This window comes from Streptomyces poriticola (assembly GCF_036689765.1).
GTDB classification, from domain to species: domain Bacteria; phylum Actinomycetota; class Actinomycetes; order Streptomycetales; family Streptomycetaceae; genus Streptomyces; species Streptomyces poriticola.
On record NZ_JBAGKH010000001.1, the window covers coordinates 373,851 to 390,934 of the forward strand.

Below are 17,084 nucleotides of genomic sequence, written 5' to 3' on the forward strand. Positions count from 1 at the left end.
GGCACGGACCGGTAGCGAACGAAGGTAAGGCTAACCTAAGCTTCAACCTGCCGATACATCAGTGGACGGAAAGGACGGACGGAACCGTGCGACGCTTGCGCACCCGACTGGCGGGAGCACTGCTGTCCGTGCTCGCCCTCTCCCTGACCGCGACCGGATGCTCGGGCTCATCGGGCTCATCGGGCTCATCGGGCTCATCGGGCTCGGCCTCGCCCAGTGCCGCCACGGCCGGCCCGGAGACCGTCGCCGACCGGGTGGAGCCGCTCACCGACCGGCCCGTGCCCGAACTCCCGGTGACCGTGCGCTCCGCCGACGGCACGGAGGTGACGGTGGGCAGCGCCGACCGACTGGTGCCGCTCTCCGGCAGCCTCAGCGAGATCGTGTTCACCCTCGGCCTCGGCGACCGTGTCGTCGCCCGCGACCTCACCGCGACCTTCCAGCAGGCCGAGCAGCTGCCCGTGGTCACCCGCGGCCACGACGTCTCCGCCGAGAGCGTGCTGTCGCTCCGGCCCGACCTGGTGATCGCCGAGACCGGCACCGGGCCCGAGGAGGCGATCCGGCAGATCCGGGCCGCCGGTGTCCCGGTCCTGGTGGTCGCCCCGGCCACCGGCCTGGACGACGTGGCCGCGCGCATCGGCGCGGTCGCCGACGCACTCGGCGTCCCGGCGGCCGGGCAGCAGCTGACCCGGCGTTCGCAACAGCGGATCGACGCCGTCCGCGGGGACGTGCCGCGGGACGGGGACGCCAGGCCGCGCATCGCCTTCCTGTATCTGCGCGGCTCGGCCTCCGTCTATCTGATCGGCGGCCGGGGCTCGGGCGCCACCTCGCTGATCGAGGCGGCCGGCGGGGTCGACGCGGGCGCCGCCTCGGGGCTGGAGAAGGACTTCACCGCCATCACCAGCGAGGCGCTGGTCAAGGCGGCGCCCGACGCGATCCTGGTGATGAGCAAGGGACTCGAGTCGGTCGGCGGCGTCGACGGCCTGACGGAGATCCCCGGGGTCGCCCAGACCCCGGCCGGCACGGACCGGCGGATCGTCTCGGTCGAGGACGGGGTGCTGCTCAACTACGGCCCGCGCACCGACCAGGTGCTGCGGTCGGTCGTGGAGCAGCTGTACGGCGAGAGCGGGGACCGCGCGTGACCGTCCTGGACAAGCCGGTGGGGCGGGCCCCCGCCGAACCCCCGGCCCCGGTACCGGCCCGGCGGTCCGCGGCCCGGCTGCTGGCGGCCGGGCTGCTGCTCGCCCTGCTGGTCCTGGTGCCGGTGGCGGCGGGGCTCGGCGCCTATCCGATCCCGGTCGGCGACGTCCTCGGCTCCCTGGCGCACCGGGTCGGGATCGGCGGTGCGGAACTGGACCGGATCGCCGAGTCGGTCCTGTGGAACGTGCGGTTCCCGCGGATCGTGCTGGCCCTGACCATCGGGGCGTCGCTGGGCTGCGCGGGCGCGCTGATGCAGGGCGTGTTCGGCAACCCGCTGGCCGAGCCGGGCACCATCGGGGTCTCGCTGGGCGCAGCGGTCGGGGCGGTCGCTTCGATCTCGCTGGGGCTGGACTTCCTCGGCAACTGGACCCTGCCCGCGATGGCGTTCGTCGCCGGGCTCGGCACCGTGCTGCTGGTGTACGGCATGGCACGGGCGCGGGGGCGCACGGAGGTGGTGACGCTCATCCTCATGGGCATCGCGGTGAACGCCTTCGCGGGCGCACTCATCGGGCTGTTCGTGTTCCTCGCCGACTCCGCCGCCGTCAACCAGATCACGTTCTGGCAGCTCGGCTCCCTCGCCCAGGCCACCTGGCCCAAGGTGTGGGCGGTGCTGCCGTGCGCGGTGGCCGGACTGGCCGTCGCCCCGCTGTACGCGCGCCGCCTGGATCTGCTCTCGCTGGGCGACCGGCCCGCCCGGCATCTGGGGGTCGAGGTGGAGCGGCTGCGGATCGTGCTGATCCTGGTCGTCGCCCTGCTGACGGCCGCCGCGGTGAGCGTCTCCGGGGTCATCAGCTTCGTCGGTCTCGTGGTACCGCACCTGATCCGGATGGTCGCCGGCCCCGGTCACCGCTTTCTGCTGCCGTGCAGTGCGCTGGGCGGGGCGCTGGTGCTGCTCGGCGCCGACCTGGCCGCGCGTACCGTCGCCGAGCCGGCCGAGCTGCCGCTCGGGGTGCTGACGGCGCTGCTCGGCAGTCCGTTCTTCTTCTGGCTGCTGCGCCGCACCCGGCGCAGGCAAGGGGGTTGGGCATGAGGACCGTCCTGCATCGCATGGGTCTCGTACCGTCCCGTCCGGCGCCGCCGGCTCCGGCCGCGCCCGGCGACGTCCTCGCCGAGGCCGAGTCGCTGCAGGTCCGGCTGGACGGGCGGCCCGTCCTCGACGGCGTGGACACCGCCGTCCGGGCGGGCGAGGTGCTGGCGCTGGTCGGCCCCAACGGGGCGGGGAAGTCGACCCTGTTGGGTGCGCTGGCCGCGGATCTGCCGCCCGCCGCCGGGGTGGTACGGGTCCACGGGCGCCCGGCGCCCGAGTGGTCCGCGCCCGAACTGGCGCTGCGTCGCGCCGTGCTGCCGCAGTCGGCGGCGCTGTCCTTCCCGTTCCGGGTGGAGGAGGTGGTCCGGATGGGCCGCGCCCCCTGGGCCGGGACACCGGCGGAGGACGAGGACGACCCGGCCGTGGATGAGGCGATGGCCCGCACCGAGGTGACCGGCTTCGCCGGCCGCCCGTTCTCCGCGCTCAGCGGCGGCGAACGGGCCCGGGTGGCGCTCGCCCGGGTGCTCGCACAGCGCGCCCCGCTGCTGCTGCTCGACGAGCCGACCGCAGCCCTGGACCTGCGCCACCAGGAGCTGGTGCTGCGGCTGTGCCGGGAGCGGGCGCGGGCCGGGGACGCGGTGGTCGTCGTCCTGCACGACCTGGGCCTGGCGGCGGCGTACGCCGACCGGGTCGCCGTGCTGCGGGCCGGCCGGGTCGCGGCCGACGGCCCACCGCGGGAGGTCTTCTCCGACCACCTGCTGACGGAGGTCTACGACCAACCGGTCGAGGTACTCCCCCACCCCCGCACCGGAGCCGCCCTCGTCACTCCGCGCCGGGAAGGCTGACCGCACGCGGCACAGAGGACCCGGCCACCGGAGCCTCGGGACAGCCGCCCCGGAGAACGCGGCAGGACCTACCGCGCGCGGAGCACGAGCAGGCCACCGCAGGCAGGGCACGGGAGGGCAGCCCGCGGGCACGGCACCGGCGCGCCGACCACGAGCGGCGCGAGAGGCCCGCCCCGGGTCGCGGCGCGGCAGGGAGCGGCGGGTCGCGGCGCGGCAGGGGGCCGGCCGGGTCGTGGCCGACGGCCCTCGCGGGTGGCCGACGGCCCTCGCGGCAGGTCTCCTCCGGCCGTCTGCCGACGGAGGTCCACGAGCGACCGGAGGTGCTGCGCCGACCCCGCACCGGAGCCGCCTTCGTCACTCCGCGCCGGGAAGGCCGACGGCACGCGGCACGGGAGGGTCGGCCGAGAGCGCAGTGCGAGACTGCTGACGGCGGACGCGGCGCGGGACGGCCGGCCGAGGATGCAGCGCGGGTGGGCTGACCCTGGACGAGGCGCGGGTGTCGGGTCGGATCACGGAGCGGGGACGGAAACCGGCTCCGGCCGTCCGTGCGTCCCTTGGTCCCGGTAGGGTTCGCCTCCGGGAAGGGGAGGGTGAAGGAAACCTGATGAGCAGGGATCGCGGCACTGAGAGGCTTCGCGGGCGTGCCCGGGGCGCGCTGCTGGCGGCGTCGGTGACCGTTCTGTCGGTCACGGCGAGCGGATGCGTGGTGGTGCACGGCGAGCGCGAGGTGCTCCCCGCGGCCACCCGGGCCGAGGCCGCCGAGGCGCTGGAGCGGTTCACCGCCGCGTACAACAAGGCCGACAAGGCCTACGACCCCTCCCTGGACGCCGGGGTCACCACCGGCGCCCTCGCCGACATCGACTCGGCCCGGCTGAGGGCCGGTCAGGCCAACCACCCGGACGGCAACCCGGGCCACGATCCGCTCGAACTGACGGACGTGAAGTACACGATCCCGAAGAAGGCGGGCTGGCCGCGCTGGTTCCTCGCCGACGCCCGGGGCAACAAGGGCGGCGACGCGCGCTGGCTGCTGGTGTTCACCCGGGACGGGATCGACGACACCTGGGAGGTGGCCTATCTGACGCTGGCCGCCCCCGGCTCCATACCCGGCTTCCCGACGGACGAGGACGGCTGGGCCGAGGCCGTCCCCGCCGACTCCGCCGAACTGGCCGTGCCGCCCGGCGAACTGAGTGACGCCTACGCCGCCTACCTCGGGGAGGGCGGATCGACCTTCAAGGACGGTGCCCACACCAGCGGCTGGCGGGAGCTGCGCAGGAAGCAGGAGAGCCGGCCCGGACTGGCCCGGCAGTACATCGACGAGCCGCTGACCAACGGCGACTACGCGCCGCTGGCGCTGCGCACCGAGGACGGCGGCGCGCTGGTGTTCTTCACCTCGCGGCACTACGAGAAGCAGACCGCCGCCCAGGGCGCCTCCGTGCCCACGCCGAACCAGGACGTGCTGGCGCTGACGGAGGGTGAGATCAAGCAGTCGCTGACGATGGAGTTCGTCTCCAACGCGGTGGCACTGGACCCGGCGAAGGATTCGGGCGGGGACGGTGTGACGATCGTGGGGCGCGTCCAGGGACTGACCTCGGCGCAGGGCGAGTAGCAGCCCCCGGACGGGGCGGGGCGGTCAGTGCCGCAGCGGCCAGGCCGACCCGGCGTGGTCGGCCTCCGCACGGACGTGCCGGGCGCAGGCGTCGGTCAGCGTCTCCAGCAGGCTCAGCGGGTCCGGGAGCGGATGCTCCGGGCCGCGCACCCAGTGCACGCTCTGGTCGCCGGGCAGCACGGCGGGGGGCACCAGGACGTAGGAGCCGCGGCAGTGCCAGCGCAGGCCGGGGTGCTCGTCCATCGTCTCGGGGTGGCAGTCCAGCTCGCAGGGCCACCACTCGTCCTCGTCCTCGGGGGTGCCGCGGGTGAGGGTGAAGAACAGCATGCGGCCGTCGTCGCTCTCGGCGACCGGGCCGACCTCGACGCCGGAGTCCGCGAGCCGCTGCAGCGCCTGGCGGCCGGCCTCCAGGGGGACGTCGAGGACGTCGTGCACCATGCCGGTCGCGGTGATGAAGTTGGCCTGCGGCTGGTGGCGGGCCCAGCGCTCGATCTGCGCCCGGTCGGTGGTGGACTGCGTCTGCCAGGCGAAGGAGACCGGGTGCCGGGCCGGGGTGGGACAGCCGACGCGGTCGCAGGAGCACATGTAGCCGGCCGGGTGCGCGGCGGGCGCCAGCGGCAGTCCGGCCCCGGCGGCGGCGAGCAGCATGGCCTCCCGGCCACCGTCCCCGGCGGGCTGCTTCGGGCGGCGTCCGCGCAGCCACTGGGAGAGTCTGCCCTGCCGGCCGGTACGGCCGCCGAACTCCGCGCTCATCTATCCCCTCGCCTCGCCGTCGTGCGCTCCAGCATGCCCTATCGTCGCACCATTCCGTGCGTCGGGGTCGGGGACGGACAAACTTCCCAGGTCAGCGCGGACCGCGTCAGTGCGGGGCGAGTCAGCCCGGAGCCCCTTCGGCGCGGGGCGGGTCAGCGCGGGGCGAGTCCGTGCAGCGCGTAGTCGACGAGCGTGTCGGTGTACTCGTACGAGAACGGGGCCGTGCGCTGGAGCCAGCGCTGGGCGAGCGGGGAGACGAACAGCTCCAGCGCGATGCGGGGATCGAGGTCCGGGCGGATCTCCCCGGCGTCCTGCGCGGCGCGCAGCCGGTCGGCGTAGAGCTGGAGGGACGGCTCCAGCAGCTTGGCGACGACGGCCCGGCCGAGCTCCTCGTCGACGACCCCCTCGGCGGCCAGCGCCCGGCTGGGCCCCTCGAACCTGGGGTCCCGCAGCTCGTCGACGGTGGCCCGGAGTACGGCCTTGAGGTCGGCGGCGAGGTCGCCGGTGTCCGGGATCGCGTACTCCGGCTGCTCCTGCCGCTGCTCCGGGTCCTGGCCCGACTCGTAGGCGAGGTCGAGGAAGGCCTCCAGCAACACGTCCGCCTTCGAGGACCACCAGCGGTAGATGGTCTGCTTGCCGACGCCGGCACGGGCGGCGATGCCCTCGACGGTGGTCCTGGGGTAGCCGACCTCGGCGACGAGGGCGAGGGCGGCGTCGTAGATGGCCCGGCGGGACTTCTCGCTGCGGCGCTTGTGAACGGGCTTCGTTGTCGACATGGCTCGAATCTATCAATTGACAAGACGGACCGTCTCGCGGTATCCGATCCATCGAGACGAACCGTCTCGTACTGTCATGCCTTCGATGGAGGAGTCCTTCACGACCCGAAGCGGAACAGGAAACATGCTGGGCGTCGGCGGCGCCCGCCGGAACCCCGGCCGAGGAGGACCTGCGCCCTGAAGGGGCGCGGAACTGCCCTACCAGCCACGACGGCGCCGCAGACGAGCGACGGCACAGCGCGGTACTTCCAGCGGAGCGCTCAGCGCCCGTCCGGCGGCCAGGCGTCGCCCCAGTCGGCGTCGCGGGCCGCCCGGTACAGCTCGCCGTGGCGCTTGGTGACCGTGACCCGGCGCAGGTCCTGCTCGGCCTCGCACAGGTCGAGCAGGACCTGCCCCTTACGGATCTGCGGACGCCGGACCACGCGTGCGGCGGCCGGCGCGGCGGGGAACCGCACTGCGGCGACGTAGGAGAACTTCTCGTCCTCGTAGGCGAGGGACCCGCCCTTGACCTGGCGGTGCAGGGAGGAGCGGCTGACCCGCGCCGAGAAGTGGCACCAGTCGGTGCCGGGGGCGATGGGGCAGTCGGCGCTGTGCGGGCAGGGCGCGGCGATCCGGAGACCGGCGGCGATCAGCCGGTCGCGGGCCTCGATCACCCGCTCGTACCCGGCCGGGGTGCCGGCCTCGACGATCACGACCGCCTGCCCGGCACCGGCGGCCGCGTCGACCAGGGCGGTGCGGTCGGCGGGCGTGAGCTCGTTGAGGACGTAGGAGACCGTGACGAGGCCGGTGGCCTCGAGGGTGAGGTCCGTGCCGATCCGGGCGCGCCGCCAGCGGACGTCCGCGAGTCCGGGCTCGGCGGCGGCGATCTCCCGGCCGAGTGCGAGCGCGGGCTCCGACCAGTCGAGCACGGTCACCGGCCGGGCACCGCCCCAGACGACGCCGGCCGCCCAGACGGCCGCCCCGGTGCCGCCGCCGGCATCGGTGTGGCTGCCGGGCGTCCAGCCGGGAGCGGCCACAGCGAGCGCCGCCAGCGCCGAGCGCACCGCCTCGAAGGTCGCGGGCATCCGGTACGCGGCGTAGGCGGCCACGTCGGCGCGGTTGCGCAGGATCGGGGCGCCGGTCGGGGTGGCCCCGCGGTAGTGCGTGATCAGCCGCTCCACGGCCTGGGCGGCCTGCCGGGTCGGCAGGCCGTCGAGCAGGCCGGCCAGGGCGGCCCGCAGGGTGTCGGCGGGGGCGGCGGGGGCGTTCACCCGGCGATTCTACGGGCCCGGCCGGTGCCGGTGATCGCTGCTCACGGTGTGCGGCGGCGCCCTCACCGGCCGCGCACCGCCCGCGCCACACAGGTGGCCGCCGCGGCCCGGGGCCGGCTGTCCGCGATGTGCGGGCGCCGCGGGTGCACCGTGTTGGCGAGCAGGACGAGGAAGGTGTCCGTGGCCCGGTCGAGCACCAGCATCGGCCCGGTGAACCCGGTGTGCCCGGCCGCCCCGCGCCCCGCCAGCTCGCCCATGAACCACGGCTGGTCGAGGGCGAAGCCCAGGCCCGGCGGGGTCAGCAGCAGGTCGACGAAGTCGGGCCCGAGGATGCGCGCCGGGCCGTAGCCGCCGCCCGCGAGCAGTGCGCGGCAGAACACCGCCAGGTCCCGGGCGGTGGAGAACAGGCCCGCGTGGCCGGCGACCCCGCCCAGTGCCCAGGCGTTCTCGTCGTGCACCACCCCGCGCAGCATCCCCCGGTCCGCCTTGGCCCACGGGCGGCGCTGGTCCTCGGTGGCCGCCGCGTCGGGGCACGGACCGAAGCGGGTGGCGGTCATGCCGAGCGGGCGGGTGATCCCGTCGTGGACCAGGGTGTCGAGGCGGCGGCCGGTGATGCGCTCCAGGACCTGCTGGAGCAGCAGCATGTTCAGGTCGGAGTAGCAGTGGGTGCCCGATGCTGCCGCGGGCCGCTCGGCACGGAGCAGCGCCAGCCGTTCGGCGTGGTCGGCGCAGTCGTACAGCGGGAGTTCGGGCCGGAGCCCGGAGGTGTGGGTCAGCAGCTGCCGTACGGTGATGCCGGCGCGGGCCGCGGCCCGGAAGTCCGGCAGATAGGCGCCGATCTCGGCGTCGATGCCGAGCGTGCCCCGTTCGATCTGCTGCACCGCGGCGACGGACGTGAACAGCTTGGTGAGCGAGGCCAGGTCGAAGGGGGTGCCGGGGGTCACCGGCACCCGGGACGGCTCCGGCAGCTCCACCGCCGAGCCGCTGCGGGCGTCGTAGGCGGCGTAGCGCACGGCCCAGCCGGCCGCCTCCTCGACGGCGAGCACCGGGCCGCGTCCCACGGCCAGGGCGGCACCGGCCGCCCAGGGGCGCTCCCCCGCCGTCAGCCGGCGGACCTCCTGGACCAGCCGGTGCAGCTGAGCCGGGTCCAGGCCCGCCCGCTCGGCCGTGTCGCTGCGCAGTCTGGGTGCGCTCAGCTCTCCGCTCCCTCCGCGTCGGGCCGCGCCTCGGCTTCCGCAGGTGCTCCGCGAGTGCTCCGGGGACGGCACATTCCCATGAAGCAGGCCAGTGCCACCAGGGCGGCGCCCAGTTGGACGACGGCCATCGGCACGGCGGTGTCCTCTCCGGCGACGCCGACCAGCGGCGAGGCGACGGCCCCGATGAGGAAGGAGGCCGTGCCGAGCAGCGCGGAGGCGGAGCCGGCGGAGCGCTTGACCCGCATCAGGGCGAGGGCCTGGGTGTTGGGCAGGGTGATGCCCATCGCGGACATCAGCACGAACAGCGCGGCGGCCACCGGCACCAGTCCGACCTCGCCGAAGACGCCGAGGGACATCAGCAGCAGCACGGTCGCCGCGGCGACGACGATCGTCAGGCCGAGGCCCAGCACCCGGTCCAGCCGGACCCGGCCGACCAGAACCTTGCCGTTGATCTGGCCGACGACGACCAGTCCGACGGAGTTGAGGCCGAACAGCAGGCTGAAGGTCTGCGGGGAGGCGCCGTAGATCTCCTGGATCACGAACGGCGAGGCGGAGATGTAGGCGAACAGCGCGGCGAAGGCGAAGCCGCCCGCCAGCAGGTACCCGGAGAAGGACCGGTCGGCGAGCAGGCCGCGCATCGAGCGCAGCGCCTGCCGGCCCCCGCCGGTGTGCCGCTCGGCGGCGGGCAGCGTCTCCGGCAGCTTCGCCCACACCGCACCGCCCAGCAGCAGTCCGAGCACGGCGAGGACGACGAACACCCCCCGCCAGTCCGTGATCCGCAGGATCTGCCCGCCGATCAGCGGCGCGACGATCGGGGCGACGCCGGAGATCAGCATGAGGGTGGAGAAGAAACGGGCCATGGCCACGCCGTCGTACAGGTCGCGGACGACGGCCCGGGCGATCACTATCCCGGCGGCGCCCGCCAGGCCCTGCGCCAGCCGGAAGGAGACCAGGGCGCCGGCCGTGGGGGCGAGCGCGCACAGGGCGGTGGCGACGACATAGACGGCGAGGCCGGCCAGCAGCGGGCGGCGGCGGCCCCAGCGGTCGCTCATCGGTCCGACCACCAGCTGGCCGAGGGCCATGCCCGCCAGGCACGCGGTGAGGGTGAGCTGGACGGTCGCGGCGGGCGCGTGCAGGGACCGGGTGACCTCCGGCAGCGCCGGGAGGTACATGTCCATCGCCAGCGGGGGCGTTGCGGTGAGGCCGCCCAGGATCAGCGTGACGAGCAGGCCGGTACGGCGGGCGGCACGCAGCGCACGGGGCGTTCCGGGCGGTGCCGTCCCCGGTCCGGGGTCCCCGGGCGGCCCGCTCTTCGGTTGTGGGGTGTCCGGTATCGATGCCCCGCGCTCGGGCATGCGGCCCTCCCTTTCGACGGATCCGGCACCCATGCTCTCAGCTCGTACGAAATGCTTGTACGACGCGTGCGGCGCACCGCGTGTGCGCACGTACTCTGCGGACCCATGAACACCGTGAGAGACACCGGGGCAACGACCCACGAAGAGACACCCGGAGCGGCCGGCCCGCACAGGACCGCCGTGGTGACGGGGGCGGGCTCGGGCATCGGGCGCGCGGTCGCGGTCGAGCTGCTGCGCGCCGGCTGGTCGCTGGCGCTCGCCGGCCGGCGCACCGAGCCCCTGGAGGAGACGGCGGCCCTGGTGCCGGGCGGCTCGGCCGTCCCCGTCCGCACCGACGTGTCCCGCCCCGAGGACGTGGCGGCGCTGTTCGCGGCCGTGCGGGACCGCTTCGGGCGGCTGGACCTGCTGTTCAACAACGCGGGCACGTTCGGCCCGGGCGGGGTGCCGGTGGAGGAGCTGTCCTACGAGGCCTGGCGGCACGTGGTGGACACCAACCTCAACGGCGCGTTCCTGTGTGCGCAGGCGGCGTACCGGCAGATGAAGGAGCAGCACCCGCAGGGCGGCCGGATCATCAACAACGGCTCGATCTCGGCGCACACCCCCCGGCCGCACTCGGCGGCCTACACGGCGACCAAGCACGCCCTGACGGGCCTGACCAAGTCACTGTCGCTGGACGGGCGGGCGTACAACATCGCGGTCGGCCAGATCGACATCGGCAACGCGGCGACCGACATGACGGCACGGATGCAGACCGGCGCCCTCCAGGCCGGCGGGGAGGTCGCACCGGAGCCGGTGATGGACGTCGCCGACGTGGCCCGCACGGTGCGCCACATGGCGGAACTGCCGCTGGAGGCGAACGTGCAGTTCGCGACGGTGCTGGCGACGGCGATGCCGTACGTGGGGCGCGGCTGACGCACCGGCGGACGGGCCACGCGCCGCCGGGCGGGTGTGCACCGGCGCGCTCAGACGCCGTGAGCGCACGCCCCGGGCGCACTGGTTCGCACACGAACGGAGCTTGATATTCCGCGCCGTTGCGGCCGGTGGGCGACCTGTGCTCAACTCTCCTCCATCAGAGCTTCACAAGTGAAGCACGGATGGATGCCGGTCACCGCGAGCCAACGCGAGGGGGAGGCGGCAGCCGTTCCGCCCCGCCGGCCGAGGGCGGGACGGCTGCCGCACGGACGCATCAGGCCTGGCCGGTCTCGAACCGGGAGATCCTGCCGTCCTCGTCGACGTCGAACTGCCACCGGGTGCGCATCTCGCCCCAGGTGTCGTTGCGGTACTGGGCGACCAGCGCGCGGCCGTCGTTGGACTCGTTCTCGACATCCATGTGGCCGTTGGAGGAGAAGATCTCCCGGTCGATCCACTCGGTGAGGTCGCGGTCGGAACCGTCGTCGGCCATGGTGGCGTCGGGGGTGAGCAGGGAGAGGAAGGCGTCGCGGTCGTGGGAGTTGACGGCGGCGACGAAGGCACGGACGGCCGGGTCGCTGAGCCGGTTCTGCTGAATCGTCATGCCGGCCAGCCTCACACCGGCCCCGCACCCCCGCCACCTGAGCGTGCCACTCGGGCCCGCCCGTCCGGGCGCCACCCGAACGGCGCCGGTGAGGGGCCCGCGCTGAGGCCGCCGGTGCGACGGTGGAAGGGCGGACCGCTGGCCTCCCGAAGGAGTCGACGTGACCTGTACCGACCGACGCGACCTGGGGCTGCTGCTGCTCCGGCTGGGCACGGGAGGCGTGCTGGCGGCACACGGTGCGCAGAAGCTGCTCGGCTGGTTCGGGGGCGGCGGGATCGAGGGCACCGGCCGGTTCATGGAGTCGGTCGGCTACACGCCGGGCGAGGCCAGTGCCACGGCCGCGGGCCTTGCGGAGGCCGGCGGCGGGACGCTGCTGGCGCTGGGCCTGGCCACCCCGGCGGCCGGCGCGGCGGCGGCCGGCGCGATGGCGGGCGCGGCGGCCGTGCACGCCCCGAACGGTTTCTTCGCCCGGGCCGGCGGCTACGAGTACGCCGCGTCCCTGGGCCTGACGGCCGCCGGGCTCGCGGTCACCGGCCCCGGCCGCTACTCCCTGGACCATGCGCTCGGCCACACGGTCAACCGGGGCTGGATGGTCCCGACGGCGTTCGCGGCGGTCGCGGCGGCCACGGCGGTGGTCGTGGGGGCGCGTAACCGGCGGGTGCGCAGGGCGGCGGAGGGGGAGCAGCAGGCGCTGTTCGACTGACGTACCGGGCACCCGGCGGTCCGGCCGCGCGTGGCAAGCTGCCCCGCATGAGCGACGAACGCGGCGGCTCCCCCGCCGACCTCTGGAGCACCATCGACGACCTGTGGAAGTGGCTGGACACCGATTCCGTCGTCGGCGGCCGGGAAGGGCTGCTGCTGCGCATGCTGAAGCTGTCCGAGGAGGTCGGCGAGGTCGCGGAGGCGGTGATCGGCGCGACGGGCCAGAACCCGCGCAAGGGGGTCACGCACACCTGGGACGACGTCCAGTCGGAGCTGTGCGACGTGGTGATCACGGCACTGGTGGCGCTGCGCACGCTGACGCCGGAGGCACGGGAGGTGTTCACCCGGCATCTGGTGCGGGTGACGGAGCGGTCGCTGGGCGGGTGAGTGCGGCAGGGCAGGAGTCCTCACCCTCGGCCGGCGGCCGGTGGGTGCGGGGGCCTGCAGGCCGGCAGTCGTGCACCGTACCGGATGGCGTGTCCCGCGTTGACTCCGTAGACGAGGTCTCGCAGGAGAGTGCCTGCGTGTCGCAGCAGCGTCCTCATGTGGGCGACTCCGAGCAGCCTTTGACGGCCGGGCAGCGGGTGCGACGAGGCCTCGCTGCTGCTGCTGCGCAACCTCGCCGGCGCCCATCTCATCCGGCACCAGGACGAGCGCCGCTACCAACTGCACGATCTGCTGCGGTCGTACGCGACGAGGCCGGCGAGGCGCCTGGACACCGAGTCCGAGCGGACCAGGGCGATGCGCCGGGCGGCCGACTTCCATCCGCGCTGACGCCGGGGCTCCGGCGGGGGCGCGGGAGGTCAGGGCTGCGCCGGTTCCCCGGCGAGCGACCTCTCGACGAGGACGGCGGCCATCTGCTCGCCCTCCTCGTCCCTGGGCTGGCAGGTCCGCGAGATCCCGGCGAGCAGCGCCGGCTTCTGAACCTTGTGGTGCCCTGCGGTCACGTCCTGGAGCGCCTTGCTCTTGGCTCTCTTCTCGACGGCGATGATCTGATTGAGTTTCGCCACGTCACCCCCGTCTATCGAACACCAGAACCGTAGTCGGGGCTCCGGACCGCGGCACGCGCATTCCACCGCACGTGGCCGCTGCTGGTGGAGCCGTCGTCCGCCCCGGGGCCCCGGCGTGTCCCTCGGTTTCGAGCGGCCCCGATCGCTCTTCCCGGTTCAGTCGTCGTGCAGAAAGCGCGCCGACTCGCCCAGCACCGAGCGTGCGCTGTCGAAGTCGGCCAGCCGGGCCGCCACCGTGGCCACGGCGAGGCGTTCCGGTAGGGCGGCGGAGAACTTCAGCCCGCGTACGGCCCGGCGGTCCACCTCTGGCAGGACGAGGTTGTCGCCGACGTTCTCACGGGCCGTACGCCAGTCGGCCGGGGTGAGGTTCTCGCGCAGGCGCAGCCAGCTGTCGGTGGGCCGTTGCAGGGGGTCGGTGACCGATCGGAGGGTGGCCGCAAGGGTGGCGTTTGCGCGGTGGCCCGCCCAGGTCCACCAACGGACGTCGGAGCCGGCACGCGTGATCAACGTGCCACCTGGGTGGACCGTGTCGGGTGCGTCGGTCCCGCGCTGCTCGGCCAGGCACGCCTCCGCACGCCGAGTGAGAGAGACCGGCGGGGCGGTGCCCAGCAGCACCTCGCGCATGGCGCGCGTCAGGGCGTACGACAGTCCGGCGACGCCGCCGTTCATCCACTTGGCGATGCCGCCGCCCTCGGCCGGCTCGACGAAGACGCGTCTGCGCAGCCAGTCGATGTACGTGACCTGCCAGCTGCGTCCGCCGAGCAGCAGCCTCCTGGGTCCTGGGCGTTCCTCTGTGAGCACGCTCGGGTCGGTGCGGCCGATCTCGGTGCGGCCGGACAGGACGGTGAACTGCGGAGGTGCGGTGAAGGAGGCGGTGAGTTCGATGAAATGTCTTCTGCCGAAGCGGCGCTCAGCCTCAGGGCCGACGAACAGCATCCCGCCGTCGCTGTCGAGGAAGCCCTCCTCGGTGAGAAAGCGCAGGACAGGGGCGGCCGACTTGTCGAACGGGGCAAGGCCGTTCCACTGCCGGTCCCACAACCGGTCGCCGAGCTTGTGCTGCTGAAGGGTGACGGCGAGCAGCTGCTGGGCCACCAGGTGGCGCGGCTCCGGCGGGGGGACGACCGGTTCCACCCAGCCTCGCGACCACAGCAGCAGCAGTCCCCCCGCCTGCAGCAACGATTCCTTGCGGGTGGTGAGGAACAGGCAGTTCCGCACGGTGCCGGGGCGGCGGCCGGTGCGGCCGATGCGCTGCAGGAACGAGGCGACGGAGGCCGGGGAGTCGATCTGGATGACGCGGTCCAGGTCACCGACGTCGATGCCGAGTTCGAGCGTTGACGTGGAGACGATGACGCAGTCGCGGGCATCGGCGAACGCCTGCTCGGAGCGGGCGCGTTCGTCGACGGAGAGCGAGGCGTGGGACAGGAAGACGGTGACCTCGCGCGCGCGGAGCGCCGCGCCCAGCTCCTCGACCTGGCGGCGGGAGTCGCAGAAGACGAGCCGCTTCTCTCCTCTGTGCAGCACCGAGATGAGTTTGGCCGCGTTGTCGAGGGAGCCGACGTAGTCGAGTTCCACTTCGCCGGCGGGCCGGCCGGCCGGCTCCGGATGCGTCTTGCCGCCGTGTCCGCTGCTGTCGGCGGCGGGCAGGTGCACTCCGGGGGCGACCACCTTGCCGGTGCGGCCGGGGGCGCCCGAGCCTTGCAGCCAGTACAGCAGTTCGGCCGGGTTGCCGACGGTCGCCGAGAGCCCGACGCGCTGGATGGGCCGTCCGGTGACCCGCTCCAGCCGTTCGAGCACGGCGAGCAGATGCCACCCCCGGTCGTCCCCCGCGAACGCGTGCACTTCGTCGACGACGACGGCCCTCACGCTTCCCAGCAGACGGGCGTGGTCGGTCTTGACGCCGATCAGCATCGCTTCGAGCGACTCGGGCGTGGTGAGCAGGATGTCCGGCGCCTCGGCCCGGATGCGCTGCCGTGTCGATTCCCTGGTGTCACCGTGCCAGAGTGCGGCTCGCCGCCCCAGCCACTGCGCGTACGCGTCGACGCGGCCGACCAGGTTGTTGAGGAGCGCCTTGAGCGGGCACAGGTACAGCACGGATGTGCCCGTCCACTTCTGCTCGGTCATCGCCGACAGCAGGGGGAAGCAGGCCGCCTCGGTCTTGCCCCCCGCCGTCGGAGCCAGCAGTACGGCGTCCTGCCCCCGCATGAGCGGCGTGATCGCCGCCCGCTGCAGGGGGCGCAGATCGGGCCAGCCCAGGGTGTTGACGATGTGGTGCAGGACGACGGGGTCGAGTCGGTCCAGTTCGTCGACGTCCTCCTCACCCGGTCTCTTCCCGGCCGGGTGTTCCGCGTCCGCCATCACAGCTCCAGGTCGATGTCATCGGCCGACGCGGCGCCCCCGGAGACCGTCGCGGCCAGATTCCGTTCGACGTCGGTCAGTTCGCCGTCGGCGACGGTGAGCCGGTAGTGCCGCCGTGGGTCGAAGTCCTCGAACTGGTCCACGCGGTCGAGCACGTCCCCGACGAGCTTCTTCAGGAACAGCCGGGGGGCCACCCCGGCCTTCCCGCCCAGCGCCCCGCCGACGGCTGCCGCGAGATCGGCGACATACCCGTCGTCGACGGCCTTCCGCACGCGCTCGGGTGCTTCCGCCGCATCGGCGTACAGGTCACGGATCGTGAGGCCGAGTCCGACCAGGGACTCCCGGTTGAAGCCGGGAAGCCTGATCTGCACGGCACGGGGGTTGTCGAACCGCGGGTCGGTGGTGAAGTCGGTGGCCAGCCGCTGAGCGAGCGGGGCCAGGCGCTGCACGCCCTGCTGGCCGTCGTAGAAGGCCGGGGTGCCAGTGATGACCAGATAGAGGCCGGGGAAACGGCCGGAGTGCACCTCGTCGATGAGCTGCCGCAGCGCGTTGAGTGCCTTGTCTCGGGCGTCCGACCGGACCCGCTGCAGCGTCTCCACCTCGTCGAGGACGACGAACAGCCCGGTGTGCCCTGAGTCACGCAGCACGGTGAGGAGGCCCTGCAGGAAGCCGAGCGCGCCGAAGTGGTCGAGGTCGCCCCGTACTCCGGCGGTCCGGCGGACGGAGGCCGCGACGTGCGGCTGGCCGCCGAGCCACGCGAGGACGGCGGCGGCGGTCGCCTCGTCGTCGCCGGCGAGGGCGGCCCGGTAGCCGCGCAGGGCGGTGGCGAACGACGGGGCGTGCCGGGAGACTTCGGCGAGCCGTGCGACGAGCAGCTTCTCCACCTCGCCAGGGAGCTCGTCCTCGGCCGCGCCGGCGGCGAGCACGTCCTCCTCGAGGGCGTAGAACCAGGCGTCGACCGCGGGCCGCAGCGCGCTGGGCGGGAAACTGGAGGTGGTGAGCCGTTCGGTGAGCCGCCGGTAGACCGTCTCCAGCCGGTGCAGCGGTGTCTCGTTCTCCGAGACCTGGATCTCGGCCGCGGCGAAGTTGCGGCGTTTGGCCCGCTCGCCCAGCCAGCGGGCGAAGAACGTCTTGCCGGACCCGTACTCGCCCCGCACGGCCTTGAACACGGAGCCGCCGGACGCCACGGCGTCCAGTTCCGCGTCCACGGCAGCCTCGAACCGGTCGAGTCCGGTGGCCAGCAGATCGAGTCCGCTGTCCGGCACGGCACCGCGGCGCAGCGCGTCGATGACGGTACGGCGGCGGGCGGCGCTCACCTGTACGGGGCGCTGGGATCCGGTGGTACTCACAGGAAGCAGTCTTCCATTTCCACGGACGAACGTGCGGGGACCGGAGCGCGAGGGCGGCGGAACGGTCCTCGCTTCACGCTGCTCGCTGCCGAGGCGACGCCCTTCCCGGAATCGGTTGACGGTCACCCGGAGACACTGCTGGAATCACTC

Annotated in this window: 15 protein-coding genes and 1 pseudogene; 7 read left to right on the forward strand and 9 right to left on the reverse strand. The window is 73.8% G+C overall.

Features of this window, described 5'->3' with window-relative positions; all coding sequences use genetic code 11:
• Positions 1-95: 95 nt before the first annotated feature.
• The 4 genes from V5O46_RS01640 (at position 96) to V5O46_RS01655 (ending at position 4,675) form a co-directional block, all read left to right on the forward strand.
• Positions 96-1,139 (forward strand): heme/hemin ABC transporter substrate-binding protein, encoded by a 1,044-nt coding sequence (locus V5O46_RS01640; RefSeq protein ID WP_408648854.1) that lies wholly within the window; start codon positions 96-98, stop codon positions 1,137-1,139.
• The gene (locus V5O46_RS01645; RefSeq protein ID WP_332882534.1) at positions 1,136-2,227 is read left to right on the forward strand and encodes a FecCD family ABC transporter permease; all 1,092 of its coding nucleotides are present in this window, start codon (positions 1,136-1,138) and stop codon (positions 2,225-2,227) included. Before V5O46_RS01640 ends, V5O46_RS01645 begins: the two co-directional genes overlap by 4 nt.
• A gap of 17 nt (positions 2,228-2,244) precedes the next feature.
• Positions 2,245-3,069 carry a heme ABC transporter ATP-binding protein gene (locus V5O46_RS01650; RefSeq protein ID WP_408648865.1) on the forward strand — a complete coding sequence of 275 codons (825 nt, stop codon included), beginning with the start codon at positions 2,245-2,247 and terminating at the stop codon, positions 3,067-3,069.
• 604 nt (positions 3,070-3,673) lie between these two features.
• Positions 3,674-4,675: a hypothetical protein gene (locus V5O46_RS01655; RefSeq protein ID WP_332882536.1), complete on the forward strand. Its 1,002-nt coding sequence runs from the start codon at positions 3,674-3,676 to the stop codon at positions 4,673-4,675.
• Positions 4,676-4,699: 24 nt separating this feature from the next.
• Here the strand turns inward: V5O46_RS01655 and V5O46_RS01660 are convergent, their stop codons facing one another.
• The 5 genes from V5O46_RS01660 to V5O46_RS01680 form a co-directional block, all read right to left on the reverse strand.
• On the reverse strand, positions 4,700-5,428 hold the full coding sequence (locus tag V5O46_RS01660; protein ID WP_332882537.1) for a bifunctional DNA primase/polymerase: 729 nt from the start codon (positions 5,426-5,428) through the stop codon (positions 4,700-4,702).
• A 152-nt stretch (positions 5,429-5,580) separates the two neighbouring features.
• A complete protein-coding gene (locus V5O46_RS01665) occupies positions 5,581-6,204 on the reverse strand; it encodes a TetR/AcrR family transcriptional regulator (protein WP_332882538.1) in 624 nt (207 codons plus the stop codon).
• Positions 6,205-6,464: 260 nt separating this feature from the next.
• On the reverse strand, positions 6,465-7,454 hold the full coding sequence (locus V5O46_RS01670; protein WP_332882539.1) for a small ribosomal subunit Rsm22 family protein: 990 nt from the start codon (positions 7,452-7,454) through the stop codon (positions 6,465-6,467).
• A gap of 62 nt (positions 7,455-7,516) precedes the next feature.
• On the reverse strand, positions 7,517-8,722 hold the full coding sequence (locus V5O46_RS01675; protein WP_332882540.1) for a serine hydrolase domain-containing protein: 1,206 nt from the start codon (positions 8,720-8,722) through the stop codon (positions 7,517-7,519).
• Positions 8,647-10,005, reverse strand: coding sequence for a multidrug effflux MFS transporter (locus V5O46_RS01680; RefSeq protein WP_332882541.1), 1,359 nt, complete (start codon positions 10,003-10,005; stop codon positions 8,647-8,649). The genes V5O46_RS01675 and V5O46_RS01680 overlap by 76 nt, the downstream gene beginning before the upstream one ends.
• A gap of 105 nt (positions 10,006-10,110) precedes the next feature.
• Here V5O46_RS01680 and V5O46_RS01685 point away from each other — a divergent pair, with 105 nt between their 5' ends.
• On the forward strand, positions 10,111-10,917 hold the full coding sequence (locus V5O46_RS01685) for an SDR family oxidoreductase (protein WP_332882542.1): 807 nt from the start codon (positions 10,111-10,113) through the stop codon (positions 10,915-10,917).
• 274 nt (positions 10,918-11,191) lie between these two features.
• Here V5O46_RS01685 and V5O46_RS01690 read toward each other — a convergent pair whose 3' ends face one another.
• A complete protein-coding gene (locus V5O46_RS01690; protein WP_332882543.1) occupies positions 11,192-11,518 on the reverse strand; it encodes a nuclear transport factor 2 family protein in 327 nt (108 codons plus the stop codon).
• 160 nt (positions 11,519-11,678) lie between these two features.
• Between V5O46_RS01690 and V5O46_RS01695 the strand changes: the two genes are divergently transcribed.
• Positions 11,679-12,221, forward strand: a complete 543-nt coding sequence (locus tag V5O46_RS01695) for a DoxX family protein (protein ID WP_332882544.1) — start codon at positions 11,679-11,681, stop codon at positions 12,219-12,221.
• A 47-nt stretch (positions 12,222-12,268) separates the two neighbouring features.
• Positions 12,269-12,607 (forward strand): MazG-like family protein, encoded by a 339-nt coding sequence (locus tag V5O46_RS01700; protein ID WP_332882545.1) that lies wholly within the window; start codon positions 12,269-12,271, stop codon positions 12,605-12,607.
• 448 nt (positions 12,608-13,055) lie between these two features.
• Here V5O46_RS01700 and V5O46_RS01705 read toward each other — a convergent pair.
• The 3 genes and pseudogenes from V5O46_RS01705 to brxD form a co-directional block, all read right to left on the reverse strand.
• Positions 13,056-13,230: pseudogene (locus tag V5O46_RS01705) on the reverse strand (DUF7873 family protein); the annotation flags it as partial.
• Positions 13,231-13,386: 156 nt separating this feature from the next.
• On the reverse strand, positions 13,387-15,585 hold the full coding sequence (locus V5O46_RS01710; protein WP_332882546.1) for a DEAD/DEAH box helicase: 2,199 nt from the start codon (positions 15,583-15,585) through the stop codon (positions 13,387-13,389).
• The gene (gene brxD, locus V5O46_RS01715) at positions 15,585-16,934 is read right to left on the reverse strand and encodes a BREX system ATP-binding protein BrxD (RefSeq protein WP_332882547.1); all 1,350 of its coding nucleotides are present in this window, start codon (positions 16,932-16,934) and stop codon (positions 15,585-15,587) included. The genes V5O46_RS01710 and brxD overlap by 1 nt, the downstream gene beginning before the upstream one ends.
• Between the last annotated feature and the right edge of the window lie 150 nt (positions 16,935-17,084).

Excerpts from the sequence above, each read along its gene's own strand:
- V5O46_RS01650 (WP_408648865.1), top strand. The coding sequence starts at position 2,245 with ATGGGTCTCGTACCGTCCCGTCCGGCGCCGCCGGCTCCGGCCGCGCCC.
- V5O46_RS01655 (WP_332882536.1), top strand. The coding sequence starts at position 3,674 with ATGAGCAGGGATCGCGGCACTGAGAGGCTTCGCGGGCGTGCCCGGGGC.
- V5O46_RS01660 (WP_332882537.1), bottom strand. The coding sequence starts at position 5,428 with ATGAGCGCGGAGTTCGGCGGCCGTACCGGCCGGCAGGGCAGACTCTCC.
- V5O46_RS01665 (WP_332882538.1), bottom strand. The coding sequence starts at position 6,204 with ATGTCGACAACGAAGCCCGTTCACAAGCGCCGCAGCGAGAAGTCCCGC.
- V5O46_RS01680 (WP_332882541.1), bottom strand. The coding sequence starts at position 10,005 with ATGCCCGAGCGCGGGGCATCGATACCGGACACCCCACAACCGAAGAGC.
- V5O46_RS01685 (WP_332882542.1), top strand. The coding sequence starts at position 10,111 with ATGAACACCGTGAGAGACACCGGGGCAACGACCCACGAAGAGACACCC.
- V5O46_RS01690 (WP_332882543.1), bottom strand. The coding sequence starts at position 11,518 with ATGACGATTCAGCAGAACCGGCTCAGCGACCCGGCCGTCCGTGCCTTC.
- V5O46_RS01700 (WP_332882545.1), top strand. The coding sequence starts at position 12,269 with ATGAGCGACGAACGCGGCGGCTCCCCCGCCGACCTCTGGAGCACCATC.
- V5O46_RS01710 (WP_332882546.1), bottom strand. The coding sequence starts at position 15,585 with ATGGCGGACGCGGAACACCCGGCCGGGAAGAGACCGGGTGAGGAGGAC.